The sequence below is a fragment of the Nocardia sp. NPDC051833 genome, assembly GCF_040681225.1.
GTDB lineage: Bacteria > Actinomycetota > Actinomycetes > Mycobacteriales > Mycobacteriaceae > Nocardia.
The window spans coordinates 1117050-1142574 of sequence record NZ_JBFAYK010000002.1 but is presented as its reverse complement, the minus strand read 5'-3'; the positions used below and the strand labels follow the sequence as shown (position 1 = coordinate 1142574).

Here is a 25525-nt window from a genome sequence, read left to right as displayed (position 1 = left end):
CGTGCCGCCGATTTCCGGGAGGTGCTCGCGTGGCGAATTCCCGGTGAACGCGGGTCAGAGCCCGAAACTGCCCGGGCCCCGCCTGCGCAGGTACTTCTCGAACTCCGCGGCGATGGCGTCACCGTCGATCTTGGCCATCGTCTCGTTGAGGTCGATCGCCGCGTCGCCGCGCTCCTCGAGCGAGCGCACGTACTCGTTGATCTCCTCGTCGCCGACGGTCATCTCGTTGACCGCGGCTTCCCATTCCTCGGCCTGTTTGGGCAGCTCACCGAGCGGAACCTCGATGTCGAGGACGTCCTCGACTCGGTGCAGCAGCGCGATCGTGGCCTTCGGGTTCGGCGGCTGCGACACATAGTGCGGCACGGCCGCCCAGAACGACACCGCGGGCACCCCGGCCTTGACGCACTGGTCCTGCAGCACCCCGGTGATCCCGGTCGGGCCCTCGTAGCGGGTCTGCTCCAGGCTGAACCGCTCGGCGGCCTCGGGGCTGTAGGCCGAACCGGTCACCGGCACCGGGCGCGTGTGCGGCGTGTCGGCCAGCAACGCGCCGAGGATGACCACCGTCTCCACCCCGAGCTGCTCGATGAACTCCAGCAGGTCGTTGCAGAAGCTGCGCCAGCGCATATTGGGCTCGATCCCGCGCAGCAGGACGACGTCGCGGTCGCTGCCGGGGGGCGAGCACACCGACAGCATGGTCGAGGGCCACTGGATCTCCCTGGTCACCCCGTCGACCTGGCGCACCGTCGGGCGGTTCACCTGGTAGTCGTAGTAGTCCTCGGAATCGAGTTCGGCGAGCGGCTCGGCGTCCCAGATCAACTCCAGATGTTCGACCGCGCCACTGGCGGCGTCACCGGCGTCGTTCCAGCCCTCGAAGGCCGCGACCAGCACGGGATTGCGCAACGTCGGCAGTTCCGTCTCGGGGGTTTCACTGGCATCCACCCGGTCAGCCTAGTGTCTTCGGCGAATTGTTTTGCGGTGACCGGCGCTGTTGCGTGTTTCCCGTGCGGGCTGTGTCCGGCGCCACTCGAATCACCCGCAGTGGTCTTGCGCGTCGGGGCCGCCCATTAGTCTTGAATCATGTCTGCGTCCTTGCCCACCGGGTTCGATACCACGCTCCTCGACACGCTCCGACGGCGTGTCGTCATCGGCGACGGTGCGATGGGCACGATGTTGCAGGCCGCGGATCTGACGCTCGACGATTTCCGCGGCCTCGAGGGATGCAACGAGATCCTCAACGACACCCGTCCCGATGTCCTCGCCGACATCCACCGCGCCTACTTCGCGGCGGGCGCGGATGCGGTGGAGACCAACACTTTCGGCTGCAACCTGCCCAACCTGGCCGACTACGACATCCAGGACCGGATTCGTGATCTGTCCGAGCGCGGTACCCGGATCGCGCGTGAGGTCGCCGACGAGATGGGCCCGTCCGCCGACGGCACCCCGCGCTACGTGCTCGGCTCGATGGGTCCCGGCACCAAGCTGCCGACGCTGGGCCACGCGCCGTTCGTGTCCCTGCGCGACGCCTACACCGAGGCCGCCCTCGGCATGCTCGACGGCGGCGCCGACGCCATCCTGATCGAGACCTGCCAGGACCTGCTGCAGGTCAAGGCGGCGATCACCGGCAGCAAGCGGGCCATGCTCGCCGCGGGCCGCCGGATCCCGATCATCACCCACGTCACCGTGGAGACCACCGGCACCATGCTGGTCGGCAGCGAGATCGGCGCGGCGCTGACCGCGCTGGAGCCGCTCGGCATCGACATGATCGGCCTGAACTGCGCGACCGGCCCCGACGAGATGAGCGAGCACCTGCGGCACCTGTCGCGGCACGCGCAGATCCCCGTCTCGGTGATGCCGAACGCGGGCCTGCCGGTGCTCGGCGCGAACGGCGCGGAGTACCCGCTGACCCCGGAGGAGCTGGCCGTCGCGATGAGCGGCTTCGTCTCCGAATTCGGCCTGTCGCTGGTGGGTGGCTGCTGTGGCACCACCCCCGAGCACATCCGCCAGGTCGCCGAGGCCGTGCGCGCGGTCGAGACCACGCTGCCGCCGATCGAGGCGCGCCGCACGCCCGCGCACGAGCCCGCCGTGTCGAGCATGTACACCGCGGTCCCGTTCGAGCAGGACGCCTCGATCCTGATGATCGGCGAGCGCACGAACGCCAACGGCTCCAAGGCATTCCGCGACGCGATGCTGGCCGAGGACTGGCAGCGCTGCCTCGAGATCGCCAAGGACCAGACCCGCGACGGCGCCCATATGCTCGACCTGTGCGTCGACTACGTCGGCCGCGACGGCACCAAGGACATGAACGAGCTGGCCTCGCGCCTGGCCACGTCCTCGACCCTGCCGATCATGCTCGACTCCACCGAGCCGCCGGTGCTGCAGGCCGGTCTGCAGCACCTGGGCGGCCGCTGCGCGGTGAACTCGGTGAACTACGAGGACGGCGCAGGCCCGGATTCGCGCTTCCAGCAGATCATGCGGCTGGTGTCCGAGCACGGCGCCGCGGTGGTCGCGCTGACCATCGACGAGGAGGGCCAGGCCCGCACCGCCGAGACGAAGGTCGCGATCGCCGAGCGGCTGATCGACGACATCACGACCAACTGGGGTCTGCTGGAGTCCGACATCATCGTCGACACCCTGACCTTCACCCTCGGCACTGGCCAGGAGGAGTCGCGCAAGGACGGCGAGGAGACCATCAAGGCCATCCGTGAGCTCAAGCGCAAGCACCCGGAGGTGCAGACCACCCTCGGTCTGTCCAACATCTCCTTCGGCCTGAACCCGGCCGCCCGGCAGGTGCTGAACTCGGTGTTCATGCACGAATGTGTCGAAGCCGGACTGGATTCGGCGATCGTGCACGCGTCGAAGATCCTGCCGATGAGCCGGATCCCCGACGAGCAGCGCCAGACCGCGCTGGATCTGATCTACGACCGCCGCACCGAGGACTACGACCCGCTGCAGAAGCTGATGGCGCTGTTCGAGGGCGTCTCGACCGCGTCGTCGAAGGCCTCGCGGGCCGAGGAGCTGGCCGCGCTGCCGCTGTTCGACCGGCTCGAGCGGCGCATCGTCGACGGCGAGCGCAACGGCCTCGACGTCGACCTGGACGAGGCGATGCAGACGGTGCCGCCGCTGCAGATCATCAACGAGACCCTGCTCTCGGGCATGAAGACCGTCGGTGAGCTGTTCGGTTCCGGCCAGATGCAGCTGCCGTTCGTGCTGCAGTCGGCCGAGGTGATGAAAACCGCGGTGGCGCACCTGGAACCGCACATGGAGGCCACCGACGACTCCGGCAAGGGCCGGATCGTGCTCGCCACCGTCAAGGGCGACGTGCACGACATCGGCAAGAACCTGGTCGACATCATCCTGTCCAACAACGGCTACGAGGTGGTCAACCTCGGCATCAAGCAGCCGATCGCCACCATCCTCGACGCCGCGCAGGACAAGAAGGCCGACGTGATCGGCATGTCCGGGCTGCTGGTGAAGTCGACCGTGGTGATGAAGGAGAACCTCGAGGAGCTCAACGCCAAGGGCGTCGCCGAACAGTTCCCGGTGCTGCTCGGCGGCGCCGCGCTGACCCGCGCCTACGTGGAGAACGACCTCACCGCCGTCTACGAGGGCGACGTGCACTACGCCCGCGACGCGTTCGAGGGCCTGCGGCTGATGGACGAGATCATGACCGTCAAGCGCGGCGGTGGCCTCGATCCCGACAGCCCCGAGGCGATCGCGGCCAAGGAGAAGGCCGCCGAGCGCAAGGCCCGCCACGAGCGCTCCAAGCGGATCGCCGCCGAGCGCAAGGCCGCCGAGGTGCCGATCGAGGTCCCGGAGCGGTCCGACGTCGCCGCCGACCTGCCTGTGCCGACCCCGCCGTTCTGGGGCACCCGCGTGGTGAAGGGCCTGCCGCTGCAGGAGTATTCGGGCCTGCTCGACGAGCGGGCGCTGTTCCTGGGCCAGTGGGGCCTGCGCGGTCAGCGCAGCGGCGACGGGCCGTCCTACGAGGAGCTGGTGGAGACCGAGGGCCGCCCGCGGCTGCGGGCCTGGCTCGACCGGCTGGCGACCGAGGGCGTGCTGCAGCACGCCGCGGTGGTGTACGGGTACTTCCCGGCGGTGTCGGAGGGCGACGACGTCATCGTGCTCACCGAGCCCGACGCCGACGCGCCCGAGCGGTACCGGTTCACCTTCCCGCGCCAGCAGCGCGACCGCTTCCTGTGCATCGCCGACTTCATCCGCTCCCGCGAGCGGGCGCGCGAGACCGGCCAGGTCGACGTGCTGCCGTTCCAGCTGGTCACCATGGGCCAGCCGATCGCCGACTTCGCCAACGCGCTGTTCGCGGCCGACAACTACCGCGACTACCTCGAGGTGCACGGCATCGGCGTGCAGCTCACCGAGGCACTGGCCGAGTACTGGCACCGCCGGGTGCGCGAGGAACTGACGCTGGAGGGCCAGTCGGTCGCCGACGACGATCCCGCCGACATCCTCGACTACTTCAAGCTCGGCTACCGCGGCGCGCGGTACTCCTTCGGCTACGGCGCCTGCCCGGAGCTCGAGGACCGGGCCAAGCTGGTCGACCTGCTCGACGCGGGCCGGGTCGGGGTGACGCTGTCGGAGGAACTGCAGCTGCACCCGGAACAGTCGACCGACGCGTTCGTCCTGCTGCATCCGGAGGCGAAATACTTCAACGCCTGAGACACTGACAGGCGACGGCAGATCGGACCGGTCCCCGCGGGGCCGGTCCGATGCCGTTGTGCCGGTTGTGAGTCTGGTCACGAAGCGGCCGGGAGTCCATGGACCGGGGCCGTCGGGGACGAGGGCAAAGCAGTTCAGCACGTAGGATTTTCGGAAGTTTCATCCCGCTGTGGCGCGGAGGGCTGGACGACTCGGCGGTATTGCAGGAGGGGCACACGTTATGACATCGGATCGGTTGATCGCGGGACGCTATCGACTCACCGACCCGATCGGCACCGGCGCGATGGGGGTCGTGTGGCGTGCCACCGACGTCCGGCTGCGCCGCACCGTCGCGGTGAAGCAGTTGCTGCTCGCACCGGGACTCACCGGATCGCAAGCGCTGGAAGCGAAGCTGCGCGCCATGCGCGAGGGCCGCATCGCCGCCCGCCTGCACCACCCGAACGCCATCACCGTCTTCGACGTCGCCGAGGAAGACGGCCAGCCCTGGCTGGTCATGGAGTACATGAACGCGCCCAGCCTCGCGGTGAAGCTGGCGGGCGGGGCGACGCTGCCGCCGCTCGAGGTGGCCGGGATCGGCGCCCAGGCTGCGGCCGCGCTGTCGGCGGCGCACGACGCCGGGATCATGCACCGCGACGTGAAGCCGGCCAACCTGCTCGTCGGCGACGACGGCACCGTCAAGCTCACCGACTTCGGGATCTCGCACGCCACCGGCGATGTCACCGTCACCGCCACCGGCTTCCTGGCGGGCACGCCCGCCTACCTGGCGCCCGAGATCGCCCGCGGCGACGACCCGAAGCCCGCCGCCGACGTGTTCGCGCTGGGGTCGACCCTGTACGCCGCCGTGGAGGGCGCCCCGCCGTTCGGTGAGGGCGACAACCCGCTCGCGGTGCTGCACGCCGTCGCCAGGGGCGTGGTGCCGGAACCGCAGCGGGCGGGATCGCTCGGGCCGGTGCTGATGTGGCTGCTGACCGCGTCGGCCGAGGACCGGCCGACCATGGCGCAGGCGCGCAAGGCGCTCGAAGATGTCGCGGCGGGCCGGGTTCCGGCACTGCCCGCCACGGCGACCAAGGTGCTGCCGCTGAGTGAGGCGGCCACCACGCTGCTGCCCCAGCCCACCGCACCGACGACGGCGAAGTCCGGCGCCGCGGGTCTGCTCGGCGGCGGACTGGCGCTGGCGAAGGCGGCGAAGTCCGCGATCACCGGTGGATCGCCCGCCACGGGAACGGGGGGAGCGGCGGGCGTTTCGCCCGCGGCGCGGTCGGGACCGGATAGCGGGGCAGCGGCGGCGGGCGCCGACGCGGGCTGGGCAGGCGCGCGACAGGACCGGCCACAGGACGCCACGCCGGGCACCGGCGCCGAACGGGCCGGGACCCCGTCCGGACCGCCGCCGGTCGGCCCGACCCCGCCCGCGCGCACCGACGGGCCGAACAACAGCCGGGCCATCCTGCTGCTCGCCGCCGCCGTCGCCGCGTTCACGGTGATGCTGGTCGTGCTGGTCGTGACGCGGGACCGGGGCGCGGACCCCACGCAGCAGGCGCTGGACCCGGTCACCGTCACCACGGTGGTCGACGGCAAGGTCAGCACCGTCGTCATCGTCCCCGAGCAGGAGACGGTCACCGTGTCCGCGCCGCCGGGCCCGGCCCAGACGGGGCCGACGACCCCCGGCGCCACGTCCGCTCCGTCGGGCACGAGCACCTCGGGCAAGCCGACCGTCACGCCGAGCCCGACCAGCACCACGATCACCACCACCCCGTTCGGCCCGCCGAGCCCGGACCGCATCGGCCAGTTCATCGCCGGGTACTACGGCATGCTGCCCGGCAATATCGGCGGCGCCTGGGCGCAGCTGGCCCCCGGCTATCAGGCGCAGACCGGCGGGTACGGCCAGTACTCCTCGTTCTGGTCGACGGTGCGGTCGGTGACTGTCGGCTCGATCACGCCGAACGGGGAGAACCGGGCGGTCGTCTCGCTCACCTACCACCTCACCAACGGCACCGTGACCTCGGAGAATCGCTGGATCCAGGTGAGCGGTACCGGCAACAGCCTGCAGATCGCCGGATCCGGTGTCTGATCCGCACCGGCTACCCTGAACGCGGCCCGGTGTCCGCCGGTCCGATCCGACGCGGAAGAGAACGAGGCGAGAAACAGGTGAGCGCGCGACCGGCCGCGGTGCTGTGGGACATGGACGGCACGCTGCTCGACTCGGAGAAGCTGTGGGACATCGCGGTGCGCGAACTGGCTCGCGAACACGGCCGTGAGCTCACCGACGAGATCCGCCACGCGCTGATCGGCGCCTCCGGCCCGAACGCGCTGCGCATGCTGTTCGACGGCATCGGCGTCGAGGCGACGCCGCGGGTCCTCGCCGAGGCGGGGGAGTTCCTCGAACGGCGGGTCACCGAGCTGATGCTCGGGCCGATCCCGTGGCGGCCCGGTGCCAAGGACGCGCTCGCCATGGTGCGCGCGGCGGGACTGCGCTGCGCGCTGGTGACCAACACCAAGCGCTCGCTCACCGAATACGGTCTCGACACGCTGGGCCGCGATTTCTTCGACACCTCCGTCTGCGGTGACGAAGTGGCGCACGGCAAACCCGATCCGGCCATCTATCGCAAGGCCGCCGACCTGCTCGGACTCGACCCGGCCGACTGCGTGGCGATCGAGGATTCGCCCACCGGCGCACTCGCGGCACAGGGCGCCGGGTGCGGCCTGATCGTGATTCCGTGCGAAATCGCGGTTCCCGAGGCGCCGGGGCGGGTATTCCGGGAGTCACTGGTGGGTTTGTCGGCCGCCGATCTGGGGGCCGCGCTCGCGGTGCGCGACGAACATTTCGGCAGCGCAGCGAGATAGGGCGAATAGCCTACCGTGATAATTCCGGTATCGACAGAGATTGTTCGAAAACTGTTGTCGCACAGTTGATTTCATGACGCTGTGATCTGCCCGGGATAGGCCGGATTTGCCGAAACCCTGGGCGTGTCGGCGAAAGTTACCGCAAACTGAAGCCATGACAGGGACGCGGGGGCTTGACGAAATCGTCGACATCGCACGGTATCCGCTCACCGATCTCGGTGGTCCGGGCCGGCGCGCCGCGGTCGAGGCCGCCCGCGCGGAACTGGCACAGGACGGCTGTACCGTCCTGCGCGAGTTCCTCCGCCCGGAGCTGTGGGACACGCTGCGCGCGGAGGGGGAGCGGATCGCCCCACACGCCCACTACAAGGTGGAGCGGGTCAACGCCTACAACATCCCGCTCGACACCGATCTGCCCGCCGACCACCCGGCCCGGATCGTGCTCGACCGCGGCAACGCCTTCGTCGCCCGCGACCGCATTCCCGCCGACGCGCTGATCCAGCGCCTCTACACCGACCCGATCTTCCAGCGTTTCGTCGCCGACTGTTTCGAACTCGACGAACTGCACGAATTCGCCGACCCGCTGGCCGGTCTGTGCCTGAACGTGGTCGAGCCGGGCATGTCGCACCCCTGGCATTTCGACACCAACGAGTTCACCGTCAGCATGCTGACCCGCCGCCCCGAAGCCGGCGGTGTCTTCGAGTACTGCCCCAATATCCGCGATCCGCACGCCGAGCATCTCGACGACGTGCGCGCCGTGCTCACCGGCGAGGGCGACCGGTTCATCCGCGCCCTGGAACTGCGCCCCGGCGATCTGCAGCTGTTCAAGGGCCGCTTCTCGCTCCACCGGGTCACCGAGGTGGCCGGTGCGGGACAACGACATTCGGCGATCTTCGCCTACACGGACCGGCCCGGGGTGATCGGCACTGTCGAACGCACCAGGCAGCTGTTCGGCCGTGTCCTGCCCGACCATGTGGCCGCCGCGGCCGACGCCGTCCGAGGTGACCGACTGCTCGACTGAGAGGAACCGCCCATGTCCGTTCCGTTGCACACCACCGGCAAAGCATCCTTCGACGACATCTACGAAAGTCCCGATCCGCGTGCCTACTTCGCGCGGATGAACGAGCTGGACTACCGGATCCCGGAGCTGGCCAAGCCGCATTTCCAGGAGCAGTTGCGCCAGCTGCGGGCGGCGCGGCCGGACCGGATCCCGACGGTGCTCGACCTGGGCTGCTCCTACGGGGTGAACGCGGCGCTGCTGCGGACCGGCACGACGGTCGAGGAGCTGGCCGGGCACTATCGCGACCACGCCGAGACCGACAAGGTCGGGCTGATCGCGGCGGACCGGGAGCGGTTACGCGCCGACCTGATGCCCGACGTACGCTTCGTCGGGATGGACGCCGCACGCCCGGCGCTGACCTACGCCCACGCCGCCGGATTCCTGCACGACTACGTGCACGCCGACCTCGAGGCCACCGAGCCGACCGAGGCCCAGCGGCGTGTGCTCGCCTCCGCCGATCTGGTGATCTCCACCGGATGCGTCGGCTACATCACCGAGAAAACCCTCTCCAGGGTCGCCCAGGCGGATCCCCGCAAGCGGCCGTGGATGGCGCATTTCGTGTTGCGGATGTTCGATTTCGGCCCCATCGCCGCGGAACTCGCCGCGCTCGGCTATCGCAGCGAGCAGCGTCCCGGTATGTTCCAGCAGCGGCGCTTCGCTTCGGCCCAGGAACGTGCACAGGTGCTGGAAGCGTTGGCGGCCAAGGGAATCGACACCACCGACCACGAAGCCGAAGGCTGGCTCTACGCCAACCTGTTCGTGTCCCGCCCGCATCCCATCGAGACCTGAGGATCTGGATTGAACCAACCGACGTTCGCCGCCGAAGACAGCCTGCCCCGGGTACCGCTGCCGACACTGGACGACAGTTGCGCGCGGTTCCTGCAGTGGTGTCAGCCGCTGCTCGGCGCCGAGGAACTCGCCACCACCGAGGCCGCAGTCGCCGAACTGCTGCGGCCCGGTGGGGCAGGCCGGACCCTGCACGCCGCGCTCGCCGAATACGACGCCACACCGGGGGTCGGCAGCTGGCTCGACGAGTTCTGGCCCTCGCGGTACCTGGGCCGCCGCGACCGGATCGCGCTGAACGCCAACTTCGTCTTCCTGTTCCGCGACGACACCCCGCTGGCCGCCTCCACCGTGGCGGGCCAGGCCGAGCGGGCCGCCGCGATCATCGGCGCCGCCGTGGACTACAAGCTGGCGCTGGACGCCGAGCGGATCCCGCCGGTCACCCAGCGCGGGCAGCAGCTGTCGATGTGGCAGAACGAGTACCTGTTCTCCGAGACCCGGATCCCGGGCGAAGAGCAGGACACCGTGCGCAAGCCCTACAGCCCGGAATGGCCGGGTCCCTCGGACGCGCGCCACATCGTGGTCTTCTACCGCGGCAACATCTTCCGGATGGACGTGATCGGCCCGGACGGCGCGCCGTACGCGTTCGAGGACGTGGTCGACGGGCTGCGGGCGGTCATCAAGGGCGGCACCAAGCCCGCGGCCACCGACACCTCGATCGGGCACCTGACCACCAAGGCCAGGGCGGAGTGGGCCCGCAGCCGGGCCACCCTGCGCGCCGAGGCGGCCAATGTCGCGGCGTTCGACGAGGTCGAGACGGCGCTGTTCGCGGTCTGCCTGGAAGACTTCACGCCCCGTGACGAACTGCACGCCTGCGATCAGCTGCTGCACGGTGACAGCGCCAACCGGTACTTCGACAAGTCGGTGTCGTTCATCGTCTTCGCCGACGGCCAGGCAGGCATCAACATCGAGCACTGCGGTCTCGATGGCACCACCGTGCTGTCGTTCGTGGACACCCTGCTCGAGCGGACCGCGCAGGACCATGCCGCCACCAGCGGCGCGCGGGCCCAGGGGCTGCCGCAGGTCGAGCCGATCGAGTTCGTCCTCGACTCGGCCGCCCGCGCCGACATCGCGGCCGCGGGCGCCGACTTCGCCCGCTTCGCCGCCGACACCGCGACCGCGCTGGTCTCGTTCGACGACTTCGGCACCGGCGCGGCCAAGCAGCTCGGCATCTCGCCCGACGCGTTCGCCCAGTTGGCCTACCAGCTCGCCCACCGGCGCAGCAAGGGCCTGACCGGCGCCACCTACGAGTCCATCGCGACCCGGCAGTTCCGCAACGGCCGCACCGAGGCCATGCGCGTGGTGACCCCGGAGATGGTGGCCTTCGTCGACGCGATGGTCGACGATTCCGTCGAGCGCGATGGCAAGCTGGCCGCGGCCCGCACGGCGGCGTCCGCGCACGTCGGCCGGGCCAAGGAGTGCCAGGCCGGTCAGGCGCCCGAGCAGCATCTGTGGGAGCTGCAGTGGATCCAGCGCCGCCGCGGCGCGGAGCTGGGCGTCGCCGACGAGCGGATCGCGCTGTTCGACAGCCCCGGCTGGACGATCATGCGCGACGACTACCTGAGCACCAGCTCGGCGCCGTCGGTGCACATCCGCTACTTCGGTTTCGGCTCCACCAGCCCCACCTGCATCGGCATCGCCTACGTGCTGCTGCCGGACCGCTGGAACATCTACCTGGCCACCCCCAAGTCGGTGGCCGACCAGATGTACGCCTTCGCCGACCACCTGCGCACCGCGGTCGCCGACCTGCGCGAACTGCTGGCCGACCCGTCCTGACGGTGACCCGCGCACCGTGGCCGCCGGTGGCCACGGTGCGCGGGAAAACCGGTGTACACGGTGTGAAACAATCACTCATCGTGAAGAACTTCGAATCCCTGTTCGCCGAGCTGCAGGATCGTGCCCAGACCCGTCCCGAGGGGTCGGGCACCGTGGCCGCGCTGGACGCAGGCGTTCATTTCCAGGGTAAGAAGGTGCTCGAGGAAGCCGGTGAGATCTGGCTGGCCGCCGAGCACGAGAGCGACGAAGCGCTCGCCGAGGAGATCTCCCAGCTGCTGTACTGGGTCCAGGTGATGATGGTGGGTCGCGGGCTGAAGCTCGAGGACGTGTACCGACATCTGTGACGGCTGATCCGTCCCGGTCGACACCGCCACTTCCGCTCCCCGAAAGGACCCCTTCCCATGTTGCGCGTCGCAGTTCCCAACAAGGGCTCGCTGTCGGAATCCGCCGTCTCGATCCTGAGTGAGGCCGGTTACCGCAAACGCACCGATTCCCGTGAGCTGACCGTCCTCGACCCCGCCAACCAGGTCGAATTCTTCTTCCTGCGGCCCAAGGACATCGCCATCTACGTCGGCTCCGGAGAGCTCGACCTCGGCATCACCGGCCGCGACCTGGCCCTGGATTCCGGGTCGCCGGTCAGCGAGCGCCTCTCGCTCGGCTTCGGCCGTTCTTCCTTCCGCTACGCCGCGCCGGCCGGTGAGGACTGGAAGGTCGAGGATCTGGCGGGCAAGCGCATCGCCACCTCGTACCCGAACCTGGTCCGCGCCGACCTGGCCCGCTTCGGCATCGAGGCCGAGGTCATCCGCCTCGACGGCGCCGTCGAGATCTCGATCCAGCTGGGCGTGGCCGACGCGATCGCCGATGTCGTCGGCTCCGGCCGCACGCTGCGTCAGCACAACCTGGTCGCCTTCGGCGACTCGCTCTGCGATTCCGAGGGCGTGCTGATCGAGCGCACCGGCTCCGACCAGGACGACCGGGCTCGCAACCAGCTCATCGCGCGCATCCAGGGTGTGGTGTTCGCCCAGCAGTACCTGATGCTGGACTACGACTGCCCCAAGTCGCTGCTCGACGAGGCCGTCGCCATCACCCCGGGCCTGGAGTCGCCGACGGTCTCCCCGCTCACCGACCCCGACTGGGTCGCGGTGCGCGCCCTGGTCCCGCGCAAGCAGGGCAACGACCTGATGGATCGCCTCGCCGATCTCGGTGCCAAGGCCATCCTCGCCACCGACATCCGGTCCTGCCGCGCGTTCTGACCCGATTCGTCCCGCACGGCCCGGCGAGCGTGATCGGCTCGCCGGGCCGTTTCGCATCTCCGGCCGTGCGTGCGGCGCGGCGCGAGATCGGTTCAGGGTGAGCGCAATCGGTGTGTGCCGGGGGAGCGCGTTGCTACCTTGCGGTTTCTCGATGAGGAACACAAGGAGTCACCGTGTCCCAGACACAACCCGAGCCGCGGCCGGGTAGCGCATTCACGTGGAACGAGGACTGGCTGGCCACGGTCGTCGGTCTCGCTCTGATCGGTCTCGTCCTGGTCGGGGCGATCCCCGCGTGGCTGGTGCCGTGATGAGCGAACCGAAGACCACGACGGAAACCGCCGCGCTGCAGGCCAACCCGCGTCCCACGAGCACCGACATCGCGGCCGGGATCCTGCTGGTGCTCGCGCTCGGCGCGCTGACCCGGTTCTTCGACACCCAGGTGCCGCAGTGGGCGGGCGATACGCCGTTCACGCGGATCGCCAAGTCGGTCGAATATCCGGTGTACGCGATCGCGATCGGCTTGCTCGGCAATGTGGTGCTGAGCAAACTCGGCCTGCGGGAACGGCTTTCGGCCGGGTTCCGGACCGAGTTCTTCATCAAGACCGGTGTGGTGCTGCTCGGCGCGTCGATCAATCTGAAGATCCTGGTGACGGCGGCCGCGCCGTCGATCGTCCAGGCGCTGGCGCTGATCACCATCGTGTTCGGCTTCACCTGGTGGTTCGGCGGCAAGCTCGGCCTCGACGACAAGCTGCGAGCCCTGCTGTCCTCGGCGGTGTCGATCTGCGGGGTGAGCGCCGCGATCGCGGCGGCGGGCGCGGTCCAGGCGCGGCGCGAGCAGATCGCCTACGCGGCCTCGCTGGTGATCATCTTCGCGCTACCCTCGATCTTCCTGCTGCCCTGGCTGGCCGACGCCTTCGGCCTCTCGGACGCGGTGGCGGGCGCCTGGATCGGCGGCAATATCGACACCACCGCCGCGGTGGCCGCGGCGGGCGCGCTCGCCGGGGAGGACGCGCTGAAGATCGCCACGATCGTCAAGACCACGCAGAACGCGCTGATCGGTCTCGTCGCCATCGCGCTGACCGCCTGGTTCGCGTTCCGGGTCGACCGCACGCCGGGCGCGGCCCGGCCGAGTATCGGCGAATTCTGGTCCAGGTTCCCGAAGTTCGTGCTCGGCTTCCTCGCGGCCTCGGTCATCGGCACCCTGTACCTGCAGTCGGTCGACAAGAAGACCGGTGCGGCGCACATCGCGATCATCAACGACCTGCGCACCTGGTTCCTGATCCTCGCCTTCGTCTCCATCGGCCTGGAGTTCTCGCTGCGCGGACTGCGCGAGGCGGGCTGGCGGCCGATCGCGGTCTTCGGCTCGGCGGTCGTGGTGAACCTGGCGGTCGGGCTCGGCCTGTCGGTGCTGCTGTTCCGCGACTTCGCGGTGTGAGAGTGAGCCGGCCGTCGCCGGACCGGCGACGGCTCAGACGTCCTCGGCGGGGCGCGCGTCGGGCAGTCCCAGCTCGACCGGCGCCTGCCGCGGCCAGCCCGGATACGGCGGCGGGGTGCCACCGAACTCCGGGCACAGGTGCTGGAAGTCGCAGAACCGGCACATCGCGGAGCGGCTGGGCGGGAAATCGCCGGTGCGGCCCGCCTCCAGGATCGCCTGCCACAGCGCGATCAGGATCCGTTCGAAGCGGTCCAGCTCGTCGCGGTCGGGGGAGTAGGTGAGCAGCACCTTGTCGGCCAGGTAGATCAGCCGCAGCTGGGCGGGCACGATATCGCGGGTGCGCAGGATCATCAGCGCGTAGAACTTGAGCTGGAACAGCGCCCTGGCCTCGTGCAGTGGGCCGGGGGCGCGCCCGGTCTTGTAGTCGACGACCCGCAGCAGGCCGTTGGGCGCGATATCGATGCGGTCGACGAACCCGCGCAGTGGAATGTCACCGGCCAGCTCGACCTCCACCCGCTCCTCCCGCGAGTCCGGCTCGAACCGGGTCGGATCCTCGAGCTCGTAATAGCTCTCGACCAGCCGCCGCACCTCCGCGAACAGTGCCTCCGGGCCGCCCTCGGCGACGAGCTCGTCGATCCCCGCCCGATCGGCCCGCACCCGATCCCAGGCGCCGGGCACCAGCTCGGCCGCGCGCTCGGGGTGCCGCTCGGCGGCGGGCAGCCCGAACAGATCCTCGAGCACCGCGTGCACCACCGTGCCCCGCACCGCGGCCCGGGTCGGCGGCTCCGGGACCCGATCGATCGCCCGCAACCGGTACTTGAGCGGGCACTGCTTGAAATCGCTTGCCCGCGAAGGCGACAGCGCCGGTCGCGACCGCTGGGCCGGACCGTCGGCGGTGTCGTCGGCAAGGGACGCGGACACGGGCACTGACATACTTCGCAGGGTATCGGCACCCACCGACACCGAACGCGACGATTCGGACCGGGCGGCGCGCTCTGCCAAGATCACCGCATGCATCGAATGATTCGGGTGGGGGCGGCCGTGGCCGCGATGATCGTGCTTGGCGCGTGTGAGGAACCGGGCAAGACGGTGCGGGTGCCCGCCCCCACCTCGGCGGCGGCGACCACGACGACGAGCCCGGCACAGGCGCTGCGGACGGGCAAACTGGCGGAGGGTATGCGGATCGCGGAGGTCCTGGCGCTGCCCACCGACATCGACCCGCGCTACCTGCGCCACGGTAGCTCCGACGTCCTCACCTCGGCGCGGTTGAAGATCTCCGCCGGGCACCACAACGCGATCGCCGAGGTCGCCGACGACAACGGGTTGCTGGCGGGCTTCGTCAGCGAGCGATCCAACGGTGGCAAGACGCTGACCGACAGTGAGTGGCTCGTCCACGGCGTCCTGCGCTTCCCCGACGCCGCCACCGCGACCACGGCCGCTGCCGAGTTCGCGGTGGCCGCGACCGCCGAACGCGGTCTCCTCCAGACGGCGGACTGGACCGCCGCTGACCTACCCGGCGCGCCCGGCACCCGATTCGTCCAGCTGACGAATCAGGGCAGGGCCGAGGGCATGGCCTTCACGCCGTATCGCGACTACGTGGTGTTCACCAGGGTGATGGGCGGTGCGCAGCCCGAGCACGCGGCGACCATCACGCGGGCGCTGGAACGGCAACGGCCGCTGCTGGATTCGTTCACCGCGACACCCGAAGCCGAGCTCGCCCGGCTGCCGTACGACCCGGACGGGATCTTCGCGTTGTCGATCGGTGACAGCGGCAGCGGCCGCGGGGCCTACCGGCAGCACGCCGCGCTGCTGTTCGCCGAGGACCAGCAGGCCGCGGTGACGCTGTACCGCACGGTGGGCGTCAGCGCGCTGGCCACCAAGGGCAGCACCGTCTACCGCGCGGCGGACCCGGCGGGGGCGACCGAGCTCGCGACTGCCACCACCGCCGCGATCGCCGCCGCACGGGGTATGGCGACCGCGCCGGCGCCCGCCGACGTGCCCGGCGTGTCCTGTCTGACCGACGGCGGGGAGCACGCCAATGCCTGGGTCTGCCTGGTGACCAGCGGACGCCACGTCGCCGAGGTCTGGGCGAAGACCCAGGACGCCGCGCACACCGGTGCCCGTGACCAGCAGCGGGTGCTGGCGGCCGCGAAGTAGCGCCCGGTGTCACCCCGTTCGGTGGGTGATCGCGCCGACCTGGCAGGCTGGAGGCTTCACTCGAAGAACGGAGATACATGACGGCCAGACGGACCGGTCCATTCACCATCGGGGACCGGGTGCAGCTGACCGATGCCAAGGGGCGCCTCTACACGGTGGTGCTGGAGGAGGGGAAGGAGTTCCACACCCACCGCGGCGGCATCAAGCACGACGACCTCATCGGCACCGACGAGGGCACCGTCGTGAAGTCCACCAACGGCACCCCCTACCTGGCGTTGCGCCCCCTGCTCGTCGACTACGTACTGTCGATGCCGCGCGGCGCGGCCGTCATCTACCCGAAGGACGCGGCGCAGATCGTCCACGAGGGCGATGTGTTCCCCGGCGCGCGGGTGCTCGAGGCGGGGGCCGGCTCCGGCGCGCTGACCTGCTCGCTGCTGCGCGCGGTCGGCCCCGAGGGCGAGGTGATCTCCTACGAGATCCGCGACGACCACGCCGAGCACGCCATCCGCAATGTCGAGACCTTCTTCGGCGAGCGCCCGGCGAACTGGTCGCTGACCGTCGCCGACGTCGCCCAGTACGAGGGTGAGCAGGTCGACCGGGTGGTCCTGGACATGCTCGCCCCCTGGGACGCGCTGCCCGCGGTGTCCAAGGCGCTGGTCCCCGGCGGTGTGCTGGTCGTCTACGTCGCCACGGTGACCCAGCTGTCGAAGGTCGTCGAGGCGCTGCGCGAGCAGGAGTGCTGGACCGAACCGCGCTCGTGGGAGTCGATGGTGCGCGGCTGGCACGTCGTCGGCCTGGCCGTGCGGCCCGAGCACCGCATGCAGGGGCACACTGCCTTCCTGGTGAGCGCCCGCCGCCTCGCCGAGGGTACGGTCACCCCCAAGCCGCAGCGGCGGCCGTCGAAGGGCTGACGAGGTTTCGGCTCCCCGGATCCGGGGCAGCTTTCGAGGTGGGCGCGCGCGTGCCCACATCGTGAGCCGCTCCCCGGGGAGCGGCACGGAACCCGGCCCGGCGGCCGGGTCAGGGAGGGAACCCATGCCGAGTACCGAACCGTCCGCGACGAAGGACCCGTCCGCCGGGATGCTGTATCCCGGCGATTCCCCGCGCCTGTATCGCGCGGTGTTCAACGTCTTCCCGCCCTACCTGTTCGGCGGGGTCCGGGTGAAGCACATTGCCGCCGACTGGACGTCGGTCCGCGTCGACTATCGGGTCCGGCCGTGGAACCGCAACAGCCCGAACCGGGCCGCGTTCGGCGGCACCCTGTACTCGATGACCGACCCGTTCTTCGCGATCATGGCCTACGGCCAGCTCGGCCGCGGCTACCGGATCTGGAACATCACCGGGTCCATCGAATTCCTCCGTCCCGGCCGCGGCACCGTCACCGCCACCATGGGGCTCTCGCGCGACCAGGTCGCCGAGATCCGCGAGGCGACCGCGGCGGGCGCGAAATCGATCACCGAGCACAGTGCCGAGATCGTCGACGCGAACGGCACCCTCGTCGCCCGCGCCGCGCAGCAGCTCTACGTCCGGCGGCTGCCGGACTGAGCGGTTCAGACCGGGAACAGGCTGTGCTTGCGCGGATTCGGTTCCGCTGACTGCTCCTTCTCCCGCAGCAGGCGCAGCGCGTGCCGGATCTCGAGGCGGGTCTGCGACGGCTCGATGACCGCGTCGATGTAGCCGCGCTCGGCGGCCACCCAGGGGGTGGCGACGGTGGCGTTGTAGTGGTCGATCATGGCGTCGCGCACGGTCGCGCGCTGCTCCTCGGGGACCTGCTGGAGTTGCTTGCGGCCGATCAGGTCGACCGCGCTCTCGGCGCCGATCACCGCGATGCGCGCGGTCGGCCAGGCGAAGCTGACGTCGGCGCCGATCTGCTTGCAGGCCATGAATCCGTAGGCGCCGCCATAGGATTTGCGCACGACGAGGTTGACGATCGGCACCGTCGCCTCGATGATGGCGCGGAAGACCCGCCCGCCGCGCACGATCACCCCGTTGCGTTCCTCCTCGACGCCGGGCAGCACGCCGGGCGTGTCGGCGACGAAGACCAACGGTAGCCCGAACGCGTTGCACAGGCGGATGAAATGGGTCGCCTTGTCGGAGCATCGGGCGTCGATCGCCCCGCCGAGGACGAGCGGCTGATTGGCGACGACCCCGATCGGCCTGCCGTCGACCCTGGCGAAGCCGGTGATCAGGTTCTGGGCCGTGCCCGAACGGATCTCGTGGAAGTCGCCGTCGTCGAAGATCCGCAGCAGGATCTCGTGCATGTCGTAGCCTTCGCGATCCGAATCGGGGATGATCGCGTCGAGTTCCCGGTCGCTGACGGTGGTCTCGGGCTCCAGCCCGGGATTGACGATCGGCGGCTGCTCCAGGCAGCTCGACGGCAGGAAGCTCAAATACGCTCTGGCCCAGGCGAAGGCCTCCTGCTCGGTGGCGCTGACGTGGTGGATCGTGCCGTTGCGGACCTGGTTGTGCGCGCCGCCGAGCTCCTCCATGCTGACGTCCTCGCCGGTGACCGCCTTGATCACCTCGGGCCCGGTGACGAACATGTAGGAGTTCTCGGTGGCGACGAGCACATCGGTGTTGACCGGCCCGTAGACCGCGCCCGCCGCGCACTTGCCGAGCATGATCGACACCTGCGGCACGAACCCGGACAGCCGCTCCTGGCGCCTGCTCATCTTGGCGAACCAGGCCAGCGAGGCGACCGCGTCCTGGATCCGCGCGCCGCCGGAGTCGTTGATCGCGACCACCGGGCAGGCCTTGTCGAAGGCGAACCGCAGCGCGTTCTCGACCTTGCGGCCGAACACCTCGCCCGCCGTGCCGCCGTACACGGTCTGATCGTGGGCGACGACCACCACCGGCCTGCCGTCGATCAGTCCGCGCCCGGTGACCACCCCGTCGCCGTAGAGGGCGTTCGGGTTGCCCGGCTGGCGGGCCAGCGCGCCGATCTCGAGGAAGCTGCCGGGGTCCAGTAGCGAACGCACCCGTTCGCGGACGCTCGGGATGCCCTTGGCGGCGCGCTTGGCGACCCCGCCCGCGCCCGCGGGTTCGGCGGCCTGCGCCAGCGACTCCCGCAGTCGTTCCAGCTTCTCTCGCGTACCCGGCATCGCATCCAGCCCTTCGCCCACACGGTCATGTCTCGCGACACGCTAGGGACGGAGGTCACCGGGAACCGGCTACCGCGGGTTCTCTGTGCAGTTCACAGCGAGCGAACGGCCCCGGCTGGATACCCGGACAGCGCGGGGCCGTGACGGGCGTCAGGCGGGCGTGCAGGGGGCCTGGGCGAAGCCGAGCAGCAGGCAGCCGCTGGCATCGGAGATCTTCCAGGTGCCGTCGACCTGCTCCCAGGTGACCGGGAAGGCGGGCGCCGTGCCGTGCGGCGAGGTGATGGTCACCTCGGCGGTCGCGGTGTTTCCGCTGGTCACGACGTTGTCGACGGCGAAGGTGAGGGTGTAGCCGGCGAGCATGCCGTTCATCTGGTCGATGTTGGACTTGCGCGCGTCGCCGTTGACGATCAGCTTCGCCTTCTCGTCGGTGGACAGCGCCGGATCCGAGAACTTGATCAACGTCGCCTTCAGGGAATCGGCGGTGGGGGCGGCGGCGTTGTCACCGGACGGAGTTGCCGAAATGCTGGACGGAGCGGCCGCGATACTGGTACTGCTGCTGGTGGCCTTCGTCGAGGAATCGTCGGAGCCGCCGCAACCGGTCAGTCCGACGGTGACGGCGAGCGCCGCAGCGGCGGTAGCGACGGTGACACGGATCGTGCGGGTAGGAAGGAGCATGCTCGGCAACCTTTCGGCTCGATGGGCGAGGGCACTCGCCTGCTGCCCGGGATCGGAGTGTTAGGGGAGCCTAACACGCAGAATTCGGCGGCCGATGTCGTACCTGCCGTACAAGATGTGATCACGACGAAACCATGTCGGAAAGCGAGAACGGACCGCGCCCGGTAGCGTTGAAAGACCGGGACTGGGAGGAGCAGCATCATGAGCCCCAACGAGAATTCGGATTCGGCGGCCTGGCGAGAGCTCGAGGCGGTACGCGCCGAGGCGGCTGCTCTTCGCAGACAACTCGCCGACTCGCCGGATCGCGCACGCGAATTGGAAGCACGGATCGATTCGCTGACCATCCGCAACGGCAAGTTGATGGACACGCTCAAGGAAGCGCGCCAGCAACTGATCGCCCTGCGTGAGGAAGTCGATCGCCTCGGTCAGCCGCCCAGCGGCTACGGCATCGTCATCCACACCTACGAGGATCAGACGGTCGACGTCTTCACCTCCGGTCGCAAGATGCGCCTCACCTGCTCGCCCAATATCGACGTCGCGACGCTCGAATACGGCCAGACCGTGCGCCTCAACGAAGCGCTCACGGTCGTGGAGGCCGGGAACTTCGACGCCATCGGCGAAATCGGCACGCTACGCGAGATTCTCGACGACGGCAGGCGGGCCCTGGTGGTCGGCCACGCCGACGAGGAGCGCGTGGTCTGGCTGTCCGGCCCGCTGTCCAAGATCGCCGAGTACGACGACGTCGACGACCCGGATTCCCCGATTCGCAAACTGCGCCCCGGCGATTCGCTGCTGGTCGACACCAAGGCCGGCTTCGCCTTCGAGCGGGTGCCCAAGGCCGAGGTCGAAGACCTTGTGCTGGAAGAGGTTCCCGACGTCGACTACACCGACATCGGTGGCCTCGGCAGGCAGATCGAGCAGATCCGCGACGCGGTGGAACTGCCCTTCCTGCACAAGGATCTGTTCCGCGAGTACGCGCTGCGCCCGCCCAAGGGTGTGCTGCTCTACGGTCCGCCCGGGTGCGGTAAGACGTTGATCGCCAAGGCCGTTGCCAACTCGCTGGCCAAGAAGATCGCCGAAGCCCGTGGTGAGGACGCCAAGGAGGCCAAGTCCTTCTTCCTCAACATCAAGGGCCCCGAGCTGCTCAACAAGTTCGTCGGTGAGACCGAGCGCCACATCCGGATCATCTTCCAGCGGGCGCGGGAGAAGGCCTCCGAGGGCACCCCGGTGATCGTGTTCTTCGACGAGATGGACTCGATCTTCCGGACCCGTGGTTCGGGTGTCTCCTCCGATGTGGAGACCACCGTGGTGCCACAGCTGCTCTCGGAGATCGACGGTGTCGAGGGTCTCGAGAACGTCATCGTGATCGGCGCGTCCAACCGCGAGGACATGATCGACCCCGCGATCCTGCGGCCGGGCCGCCTGGACGTGAAGATCAAGATCGAGCGGCCGGACGCGGAGTCGGCGCAGGACATCTTCTCCAAGTACCTCACCGAGACGCTGCCGCTGCACGAGAGCGATCTGCGCGAGTTCGACGGCGACAAGGCCGCGTGCGTGGAGGCGATGATCGAGAAGGTCGTCGAGCGGATGTACGCCGAGAGCGACGACAACCGGTTCCTGGAGGTCACCTACGCCAACGGTGACAAGGAGGTCCTGTACTTCAAGGACTTCAACTCCGGCGCGATGATCCAGAACATCGTCGACCGGGCGAAGAAGTACGCGATCAAGGCCGTGCTCGACACCGGCAACCCGGGTCTGCGGATTCAGCACCTCTTCGACTCGATCGTCGACGAGTTCGCCGAGAACGAGGACCTGCCCAACACGACCAACCCGGACGACTGGGCTCGGATCTCGGGCAAGAAGGGCGAGCGGATCGTCTACATCCGTACCCTGGTCACGGGCAAGAACGCCTCGGCCAGCCGCGCGATCGACACCGAGTCGAACACCGGTCAGTACCTGTAGGGCCGATCGGCGGAAGGCCGCGTTCCCTCGGGGAGCGCGGCCTTCCCGCGTACCGGGACAGTGTGAATTTTTTTCCCGAAAACGCCACGCGACACAGAGTGGATAGGGCACGCTTCAGATGTTCGTTACACCTGATGAGGACCCGTAAACGAGGAGTGTTGTCATGGCCGGTTCCGCCGCTGATCTGCTGACCGAGATCATCCTGCAGACCATTCAGAACCTGTTCAGCTCGATCAGCGCCGGCTGATCACAGCCGTCCGACGAGGGCCGCGTCTCCCACTCCCGGAGACGCGGCCCTCGGTCGTTGATCAGCCCTGTGCGGTGGTCACCGCGTTGAACACCACATCGGCCACCGGGGTGCCGTCGGCCCCGCCACCGGCGACGCCGGCGTTCGCGATGGTGTTCAGCGCGTCCATCCCCGCGGTGATCCGGCCGAACGGGGTGTAGTTCGGCGGCAGCTGGGTGTCGCGGTAGACCAGGAAGAACTGGCTGCCGTTGGTGCCAGGGCCCGCGTTGGCCATCGCCACGGTGCCCGCCGGGTAGACCGCGCCGGTGAGGTTCTCGTCGCCGAACTTGTAGCCGGGGCCGCCCATGCCGGTCGCGGTGGGATCGCCGCACTGCAGGACGTAGATGCCCTGGGTGGTCAGCCGGTGACAGCGGGTGTGGTCGAAGTAGCCCTCGTTCGCCAGGAACGCGAACGAGTTCACCGTGCGCGGCGCCGCGGCGGCGTCGAGTGCGATCGAGATGGTGCCGCAGGTGGTGTCGAGCGTCGCGGTGTAGGCGGCCGCCGGGTCGATCGTGAGGGCGGGTTCGGTGGTCCACTGCTTGCCGTTCGGCGCGCCGGGCGCGGCCAGGAGGGCGCAGCCGGGGACGAAACCCTGATGGGCGGGCACGGCCTGGGCGACGGGGGCGATCGCCACCACTGCTGCCACGACGGCGCCGAGGCCGAAGGCGGCTCGCCGGGTGGTGCCGACGACGGAACGGTCCTGCGAATGACTGCTCACCTGGACGGTGTCTCCTCGGAATGGGGTGCTGCCGGACGATGTACCGCGCATCCTGCCAGTCGCGGCCGTGCTGTGGAGAGGGACCGCCGAATCGGTTGCCCGGCTGGCCGGGCCGGTACCCCGAGCAGTTCCGGGAAGGCGACGACCCGGCCCGCTCGCGGTCGTTGCGCGCCGCCAGATCATCGGCCGGGGCGGCATCGAGACCTACCTTCGGTACTCGGCACCGCCGCTCCACACCTTGCGGACGGCCCTGGTCGCGCGGATATCCGCGACCGGGTCGCCGTCGAGCAGGACCAGGTCGGCGCGCAGGCCGGGTCGGATCGCGCCACGATCGGCGAGCCCGAAGTGCGCCGCGGGCAGCACAGTCGCCGCCCGCAGGACGTCCACGGTCGAGAGCCCGGCCTGGACCAGGAGCTCCAGTTCGTGGTGCAGGCTCACGCCGTGCTCCGGATGGAACGGGACACCGGGTGTCGCATTGGCATCCGTACCGGCCAGGACCGGTACACCCGCCTCGTGCAAGGCTGCGACCGTGGCCAGCGAACTCGCGAATGCGGCACCGACACCGTACTTTTCGGCGACGCCCTCCATCATGGTGAGCGTCGGAACGACGATGTGCCCACCGGCGGCCATCCGTCCGAGTTCGACGGCGGGCAACCCCTCGCCCAGTGGAACATGGGTGAACACGTCGACACCGGCGTCCACTGCCATCGCGTAGGAACCGGACCTCGAGGTATGGGCGACGACTTTCAGGCCCCGCGCGTGCGCGGCGACTACGACGGCCTTCGCCGCAGCGGTGTCGGGTCCGCCCTCTCCCGGCTCTTCCAGGATCAGCTTGATGTAGTCCGCGCCCGCCGCCGCGCGCTGCGCCACCATCGCTTCGGCCTGCTCCGGACCGGTGATGACAGCCGCGGCGGCCATCCCGGGAATCCTGGCGTGCGCTCCGGCCGGGCCGATGATCGGCAGGCCGGCACTGCGCACGCCGGCCCCGAGGGGGCCGTCCCGGAGCGACCCGATCAGATCCGGCAGCACCGTCGCCATGTCCAGCGCGGTGGTCACGCCATGTGTCACGAACCGGTCCATCACCTCCGGGCCGTCCAGATGGACGTGGCAGTCGATGAAGCCGGGCAGCAGCACCCCGCCCGCGCCATCGACGACTTCGCCGGTCCCGGTACCCGAGCCGATGACCGCACCGTCGATGACGAGCGAGGTCGGATCACCGATCTTTCGACCGTCGAAGACGCGAATGTTCTTCAGCGTGGTCACATTTCTGTGAGCTGTCCCCATGCCTGAAGTAGAACACGTGTCAGTAGCTGCCGGGTGGCCACGGCGGACAGCAGTGGTCCTCAGCTCCGGCGGATGCGGCGGTAGGTGGGGGTGGCCGTGGTAGCGGTGGCCAGTTCGGTGGCCACCCAGGGGAGGTCGGTGGGGGGCAGGGCACCGAGAGTGAGGCGCAGGTGGTCGGTCGCCGGGTGGGTGGCTACGGCGAAGGGGCCGCCGGGCGCGGCTTTGATGCCCGCGGCGGCGAGGCTGATCATGGCGGCGTTCTCGTCGTGGACGGGGAGCCAGAGGTTGATGCCGTCGCCGGGGGTGACGGTGACGCCGTGGGCGGCCAGGGCGCGGCGCAGGGCGGTGGCGCGGCGGCGGTACTCGCGGCGGGCGCGGGTGACGGTGGCGCGGGCGTCCGCGTCGTCCAGCATGGTGAGCAGCACGCGCTGGAGCAGGCGGCTGGACCAGCCGGGGCCGAGCATACGGCGCTCGACCACCGGATCCAGCAGCGCCGCGGGGCCGCCCGCCACGGCCAGGCGCAGATCGGCGCCATGGGATTTGGAGTACGAGCGGATGTAGACGCCGCGGTCGGGGAAGCGGGCGGCGAGCGAGCGCAGCGGACTGGTCGCGATGCCGGCGGAGTGGTCGTCCTCGATGATCAGGGCGGGGTGCGGGGCCAGTAGCGCCGCGAGCGCGCGGACCCGGGCGGCGTCGAGCGAGGCGCCGGTGGGGTTGTGCGCGCGCGGTTGCAGGATCACCGCCCGGGGTGCGGGGCCGTCGAAGGCGCGCGCGAATTCCTCGGGGCGGAAACCGGATTCGTCGAGGCGCACGGCGATCGGCCGGGCGCCGAGGCGGGTCAGCAGATCGAGGAACGGCGGAAAGCAGGGGTCTTCCACGATGACCGGGTCGCCGAAGCGGACATGCGCGGCGAGCAGCCGGTCGACCGCGTCGAGCGCGCCGTCGAGCACGGCCAGCCGCTCGCACGGCCACGGCCAGTCGGCCCGCAGCGTCGCGGCGAGGGCGGGCAGCACCGCCTCGCCGAGATAGTGCGCCGACAGATCGCCCGGCGCGGTGTCGCGGGACAGGGCGTGCAGGGCGGCGGCCAGATCGGGCAGCAGCGCCGGATCGGGGGTGCCGCGGGACAGATCGACGCGAAAGGCGTTGTCGGAGGGCGAATGCAGCCGCTGGTAGCGCCCGGCGGGCTCCGGCGGCAGCTCACCGACGAAGGTGCCCGCCCGCCCCCTGGCGACGATCGCGCCGGTGGCCGCCAGCGCTCGCCACGCCTGATTGACGGTGGCGGGGGAGACCCGCAGCTCCCGCGCGACCTCGCGCACGGTCGGCAGCCGGGTTCCGGGAGCCAGTGCGCCGGAACGGATCCGGCGGCCGACGGCGGCGGCGATCCCGGCGGCGCTGCGCTCGTCGAGGTCCCCGGCGAAGTCCGCGGGCAGCACGGTCGGCGAGACGTCGGTCATGGCCCCATT

The 25525-nt window shown here is 69.9% G+C and carries 21 protein-coding genes; 14 read left to right on the top strand and 7 right to left on the bottom strand.

Translation table 11 applies throughout. The features are described from left to right. Window positions 1-54: 54 nt before the first annotated feature. Window positions 55-939, bottom strand: coding sequence for a PAC2 family protein (locus AB0L91_RS23440; protein ID WP_355275565.1), 885 nt, complete (start codon window positions 937-939; stop codon window positions 55-57). A gap of 138 nt (window positions 940-1077) precedes the next feature. On the opposite strand from AB0L91_RS23440, the gene metH reads away from it, so the two are divergent. The 10 genes from metH to AB0L91_RS23390 all read left to right on the top strand — a co-directional run bounded on the left by metH (window position 1078) and on the right by AB0L91_RS23390 (window position 13879). Continuing rightward, complete coding sequence (gene metH / locus AB0L91_RS23435; protein ID WP_365013193.1) at window positions 1078-4674, top strand: methionine synthase; 3597 nt, start codon at window positions 1078-1080, stop codon at window positions 4672-4674. Between the two features lie 220 nt (window positions 4675-4894). Further along, on the top strand, window positions 4895-6742 hold the full coding sequence (locus AB0L91_RS23430) for a serine/threonine-protein kinase (protein WP_365013192.1): 1848 nt from the start codon (window positions 4895-4897) through the stop codon (window positions 6740-6742). A 77-nt stretch (window positions 6743-6819) separates the two neighbouring features. After that, a complete protein-coding gene (locus AB0L91_RS23425) occupies window positions 6820-7515 on the top strand; it encodes an HAD family phosphatase (RefSeq protein ID WP_355275560.1) in 696 nt (231 codons plus the stop codon). Between the two features lie 154 nt (window positions 7516-7669). Then, window positions 7670-8533, top strand: coding sequence for an arpA protein (locus tag AB0L91_RS23420; RefSeq protein ID WP_365013188.1), 864 nt, complete (start codon window positions 7670-7672; stop codon window positions 8531-8533). A 12-nt stretch (window positions 8534-8545) separates the two neighbouring features. Beyond that, the gene (locus AB0L91_RS23415) at window positions 8546-9361 is read left to right on the top strand and encodes a class I SAM-dependent methyltransferase (protein WP_218718345.1); all 816 of its coding nucleotides are present in this window, start codon (window positions 8546-8548) and stop codon (window positions 9359-9361) included. A 9-nt stretch (window positions 9362-9370) separates the two neighbouring features. Beyond that, a complete protein-coding gene (locus AB0L91_RS23410; RefSeq protein ID WP_357345543.1) occupies window positions 9371-11191 on the top strand; it encodes a choline/carnitine O-acyltransferase in 1821 nt (606 codons plus the stop codon). An 80-nt stretch (window positions 11192-11271) separates the two neighbouring features. Continuing rightward, complete coding sequence (locus AB0L91_RS23405; RefSeq protein ID WP_043652956.1) at window positions 11272-11535, top strand: phosphoribosyl-ATP diphosphatase; 264 nt, start codon at window positions 11272-11274, stop codon at window positions 11533-11535. A gap of 57 nt (window positions 11536-11592) precedes the next feature. Beyond that, entirely contained in the window at window positions 11593-12444 is an 852-nt protein-coding gene (gene hisG, locus AB0L91_RS23400; RefSeq protein ID WP_355275555.1) for an ATP phosphoribosyltransferase, read from the top strand. A 173-nt stretch (window positions 12445-12617) separates the two neighbouring features. Then, on the top strand, window positions 12618-12752 hold the full coding sequence (locus AB0L91_RS23395) for a hypothetical protein (RefSeq protein ID WP_357345547.1): 135 nt from the start codon (window positions 12618-12620) through the stop codon (window positions 12750-12752). Next, complete coding sequence (locus tag AB0L91_RS23390) at window positions 12752-13879, top strand: putative sulfate exporter family transporter (protein ID WP_365013182.1); 1128 nt, start codon at window positions 12752-12754, stop codon at window positions 13877-13879. The genes AB0L91_RS23395 and AB0L91_RS23390 overlap by 1 nt, the downstream gene beginning before the upstream one ends. Window positions 13880-13912: 33 nt before the next feature. Here the strand turns inward: AB0L91_RS23390 and AB0L91_RS23385 are convergent, their stop codons facing one another. Continuing rightward, window positions 13913-14812, bottom strand: coding sequence for a PD-(D/E)XK nuclease family protein (locus AB0L91_RS23385; RefSeq protein ID WP_365013180.1), 900 nt, complete (start codon window positions 14810-14812; stop codon window positions 13913-13915). A gap of 78 nt (window positions 14813-14890) precedes the next feature. Here AB0L91_RS23385 and AB0L91_RS23380 point away from each other — a divergent pair, with 78 nt between their 5' ends. The 3 genes from AB0L91_RS23380 (at window position 14891) to AB0L91_RS23370 (ending at window position 17581) form a co-directional block, all read left to right on the top strand. Continuing rightward, window positions 14891-16036, top strand: a complete 1146-nt coding sequence (locus AB0L91_RS23380; RefSeq protein WP_365013178.1) for a hypothetical protein — start codon at window positions 14891-14893, stop codon at window positions 16034-16036. A gap of 77 nt (window positions 16037-16113) precedes the next feature. Continuing rightward, a complete protein-coding gene (locus tag AB0L91_RS23375; protein ID WP_355275547.1) occupies window positions 16114-16947 on the top strand; it encodes a tRNA (adenine-N1)-methyltransferase in 834 nt (277 codons plus the stop codon). A gap of 124 nt (window positions 16948-17071) precedes the next feature. Further along, window positions 17072-17581 (top strand): DUF4442 domain-containing protein, encoded by a 510-nt coding sequence (locus AB0L91_RS23370; protein WP_365013174.1) that lies wholly within the window; start codon window positions 17072-17074, stop codon window positions 17579-17581. A 5-nt stretch (window positions 17582-17586) separates the two neighbouring features. On the opposite strand, the gene AB0L91_RS23365 is transcribed toward AB0L91_RS23370, so the two are convergent. Together AB0L91_RS23365 and AB0L91_RS23360 are read right to left on the bottom strand one after the other, a co-directional pair. After that, window positions 17587-19137: an acyl-CoA carboxylase subunit beta gene (locus AB0L91_RS23365; RefSeq protein ID WP_355275544.1), complete on the bottom strand. Its 1551-nt coding sequence runs from the start codon at window positions 19135-19137 to the stop codon at window positions 17587-17589. A gap of 150 nt (window positions 19138-19287) precedes the next feature. Next, window positions 19288-19812 carry a hypothetical protein gene (locus AB0L91_RS23360; protein ID WP_365013171.1) on the bottom strand — a complete coding sequence of 175 codons (525 nt, stop codon included), beginning with the start codon at window positions 19810-19812 and terminating at the stop codon, window positions 19288-19290. Between the two features lie 201 nt (window positions 19813-20013). Here AB0L91_RS23360 and arc point away from each other — a divergent pair, with 201 nt between their 5' ends. Further along, a complete protein-coding gene (gene arc / locus AB0L91_RS23355) occupies window positions 20014-21774 on the top strand; it encodes a proteasome ATPase (RefSeq protein WP_355275541.1) in 1761 nt (586 codons plus the stop codon). 308 nt (window positions 21775-22082) lie between these two features. On the opposite strand, the gene AB0L91_RS23350 is transcribed toward arc, so the two are convergent. The 3 genes from AB0L91_RS23350 to AB0L91_RS23340 form a co-directional block, all read right to left on the bottom strand. Beyond that, window positions 22083-22778 carry a peptidylprolyl isomerase gene (locus AB0L91_RS23350; RefSeq protein WP_365013169.1) on the bottom strand — a complete coding sequence of 232 codons (696 nt, stop codon included), beginning with the start codon at window positions 22776-22778 and terminating at the stop codon, window positions 22083-22085. A gap of 204 nt (window positions 22779-22982) precedes the next feature. After that, window positions 22983-24062 (bottom strand): amidohydrolase family protein, encoded by a 1080-nt coding sequence (locus tag AB0L91_RS23345; protein ID WP_365013166.1) that lies wholly within the window; start codon window positions 24060-24062, stop codon window positions 22983-22985. A gap of 59 nt (window positions 24063-24121) precedes the next feature. Then, complete coding sequence (locus AB0L91_RS23340; protein ID WP_365013163.1) at window positions 24122-25516, bottom strand: aminotransferase class I/II-fold pyridoxal phosphate-dependent enzyme; 1395 nt, start codon at window positions 25514-25516, stop codon at window positions 24122-24124. Window positions 25517-25525 lie beyond the last annotated feature (9 nt).

Excerpts from the sequence above, each read along its gene's own strand:
- metH (WP_365013193.1), top strand. The coding sequence starts at position 1,078 with ATGTCTGCGTCCTTGCCCACCGGGTTCGATACCACGCTCCTCGACACG.
- AB0L91_RS23430 (WP_365013192.1), top strand. The coding sequence starts at position 4,895 with ATGACATCGGATCGGTTGATCGCGGGACGCTATCGACTCACCGACCCG.
- AB0L91_RS23420 (WP_365013188.1), top strand. The coding sequence starts at position 7,670 with ATGACAGGGACGCGGGGGCTTGACGAAATCGTCGACATCGCACGGTAT.
- AB0L91_RS23415 (WP_218718345.1), top strand. The coding sequence starts at position 8,546 with ATGTCCGTTCCGTTGCACACCACCGGCAAAGCATCCTTCGACGACATC.
- hisG (WP_355275555.1), top strand. The coding sequence starts at position 11,593 with ATGTTGCGCGTCGCAGTTCCCAACAAGGGCTCGCTGTCGGAATCCGCC.
- AB0L91_RS23390 (WP_365013182.1), top strand. The coding sequence starts at position 12,752 with ATGAGCGAACCGAAGACCACGACGGAAACCGCCGCGCTGCAGGCCAAC.
- AB0L91_RS23385 (WP_365013180.1), bottom strand. The coding sequence starts at position 14,812 with ATGTCAGTGCCCGTGTCCGCGTCCCTTGCCGACGACACCGCCGACGGT.
- AB0L91_RS23380 (WP_365013178.1), top strand. The coding sequence starts at position 14,891 with ATGCATCGAATGATTCGGGTGGGGGCGGCCGTGGCCGCGATGATCGTG.
- AB0L91_RS23375 (WP_355275547.1), top strand. The coding sequence starts at position 16,114 with ATGACGGCCAGACGGACCGGTCCATTCACCATCGGGGACCGGGTGCAG.
- AB0L91_RS23370 (WP_365013174.1), top strand. The coding sequence starts at position 17,072 with ATGCCGAGTACCGAACCGTCCGCGACGAAGGACCCGTCCGCCGGGATG.
- AB0L91_RS23365 (WP_355275544.1), bottom strand. The coding sequence starts at position 19,137 with ATGCCGGGTACGCGAGAGAAGCTGGAACGACTGCGGGAGTCGCTGGCG.
- AB0L91_RS23360 (WP_365013171.1), bottom strand. The coding sequence starts at position 19,812 with ATGCTCCTTCCTACCCGCACGATCCGTGTCACCGTCGCTACCGCCGCT.
- arc (WP_355275541.1), top strand. The coding sequence starts at position 20,014 with ATGAGCCCCAACGAGAATTCGGATTCGGCGGCCTGGCGAGAGCTCGAG.
- AB0L91_RS23345 (WP_365013166.1), bottom strand. The coding sequence starts at position 24,062 with ATGGGGACAGCTCACAGAAATGTGACCACGCTGAAGAACATTCGCGTC.
- AB0L91_RS23340 (WP_365013163.1), bottom strand. The coding sequence starts at position 25,516 with ATGACCGACGTCTCGCCGACCGTGCTGCCCGCGGACTTCGCCGGGGAC.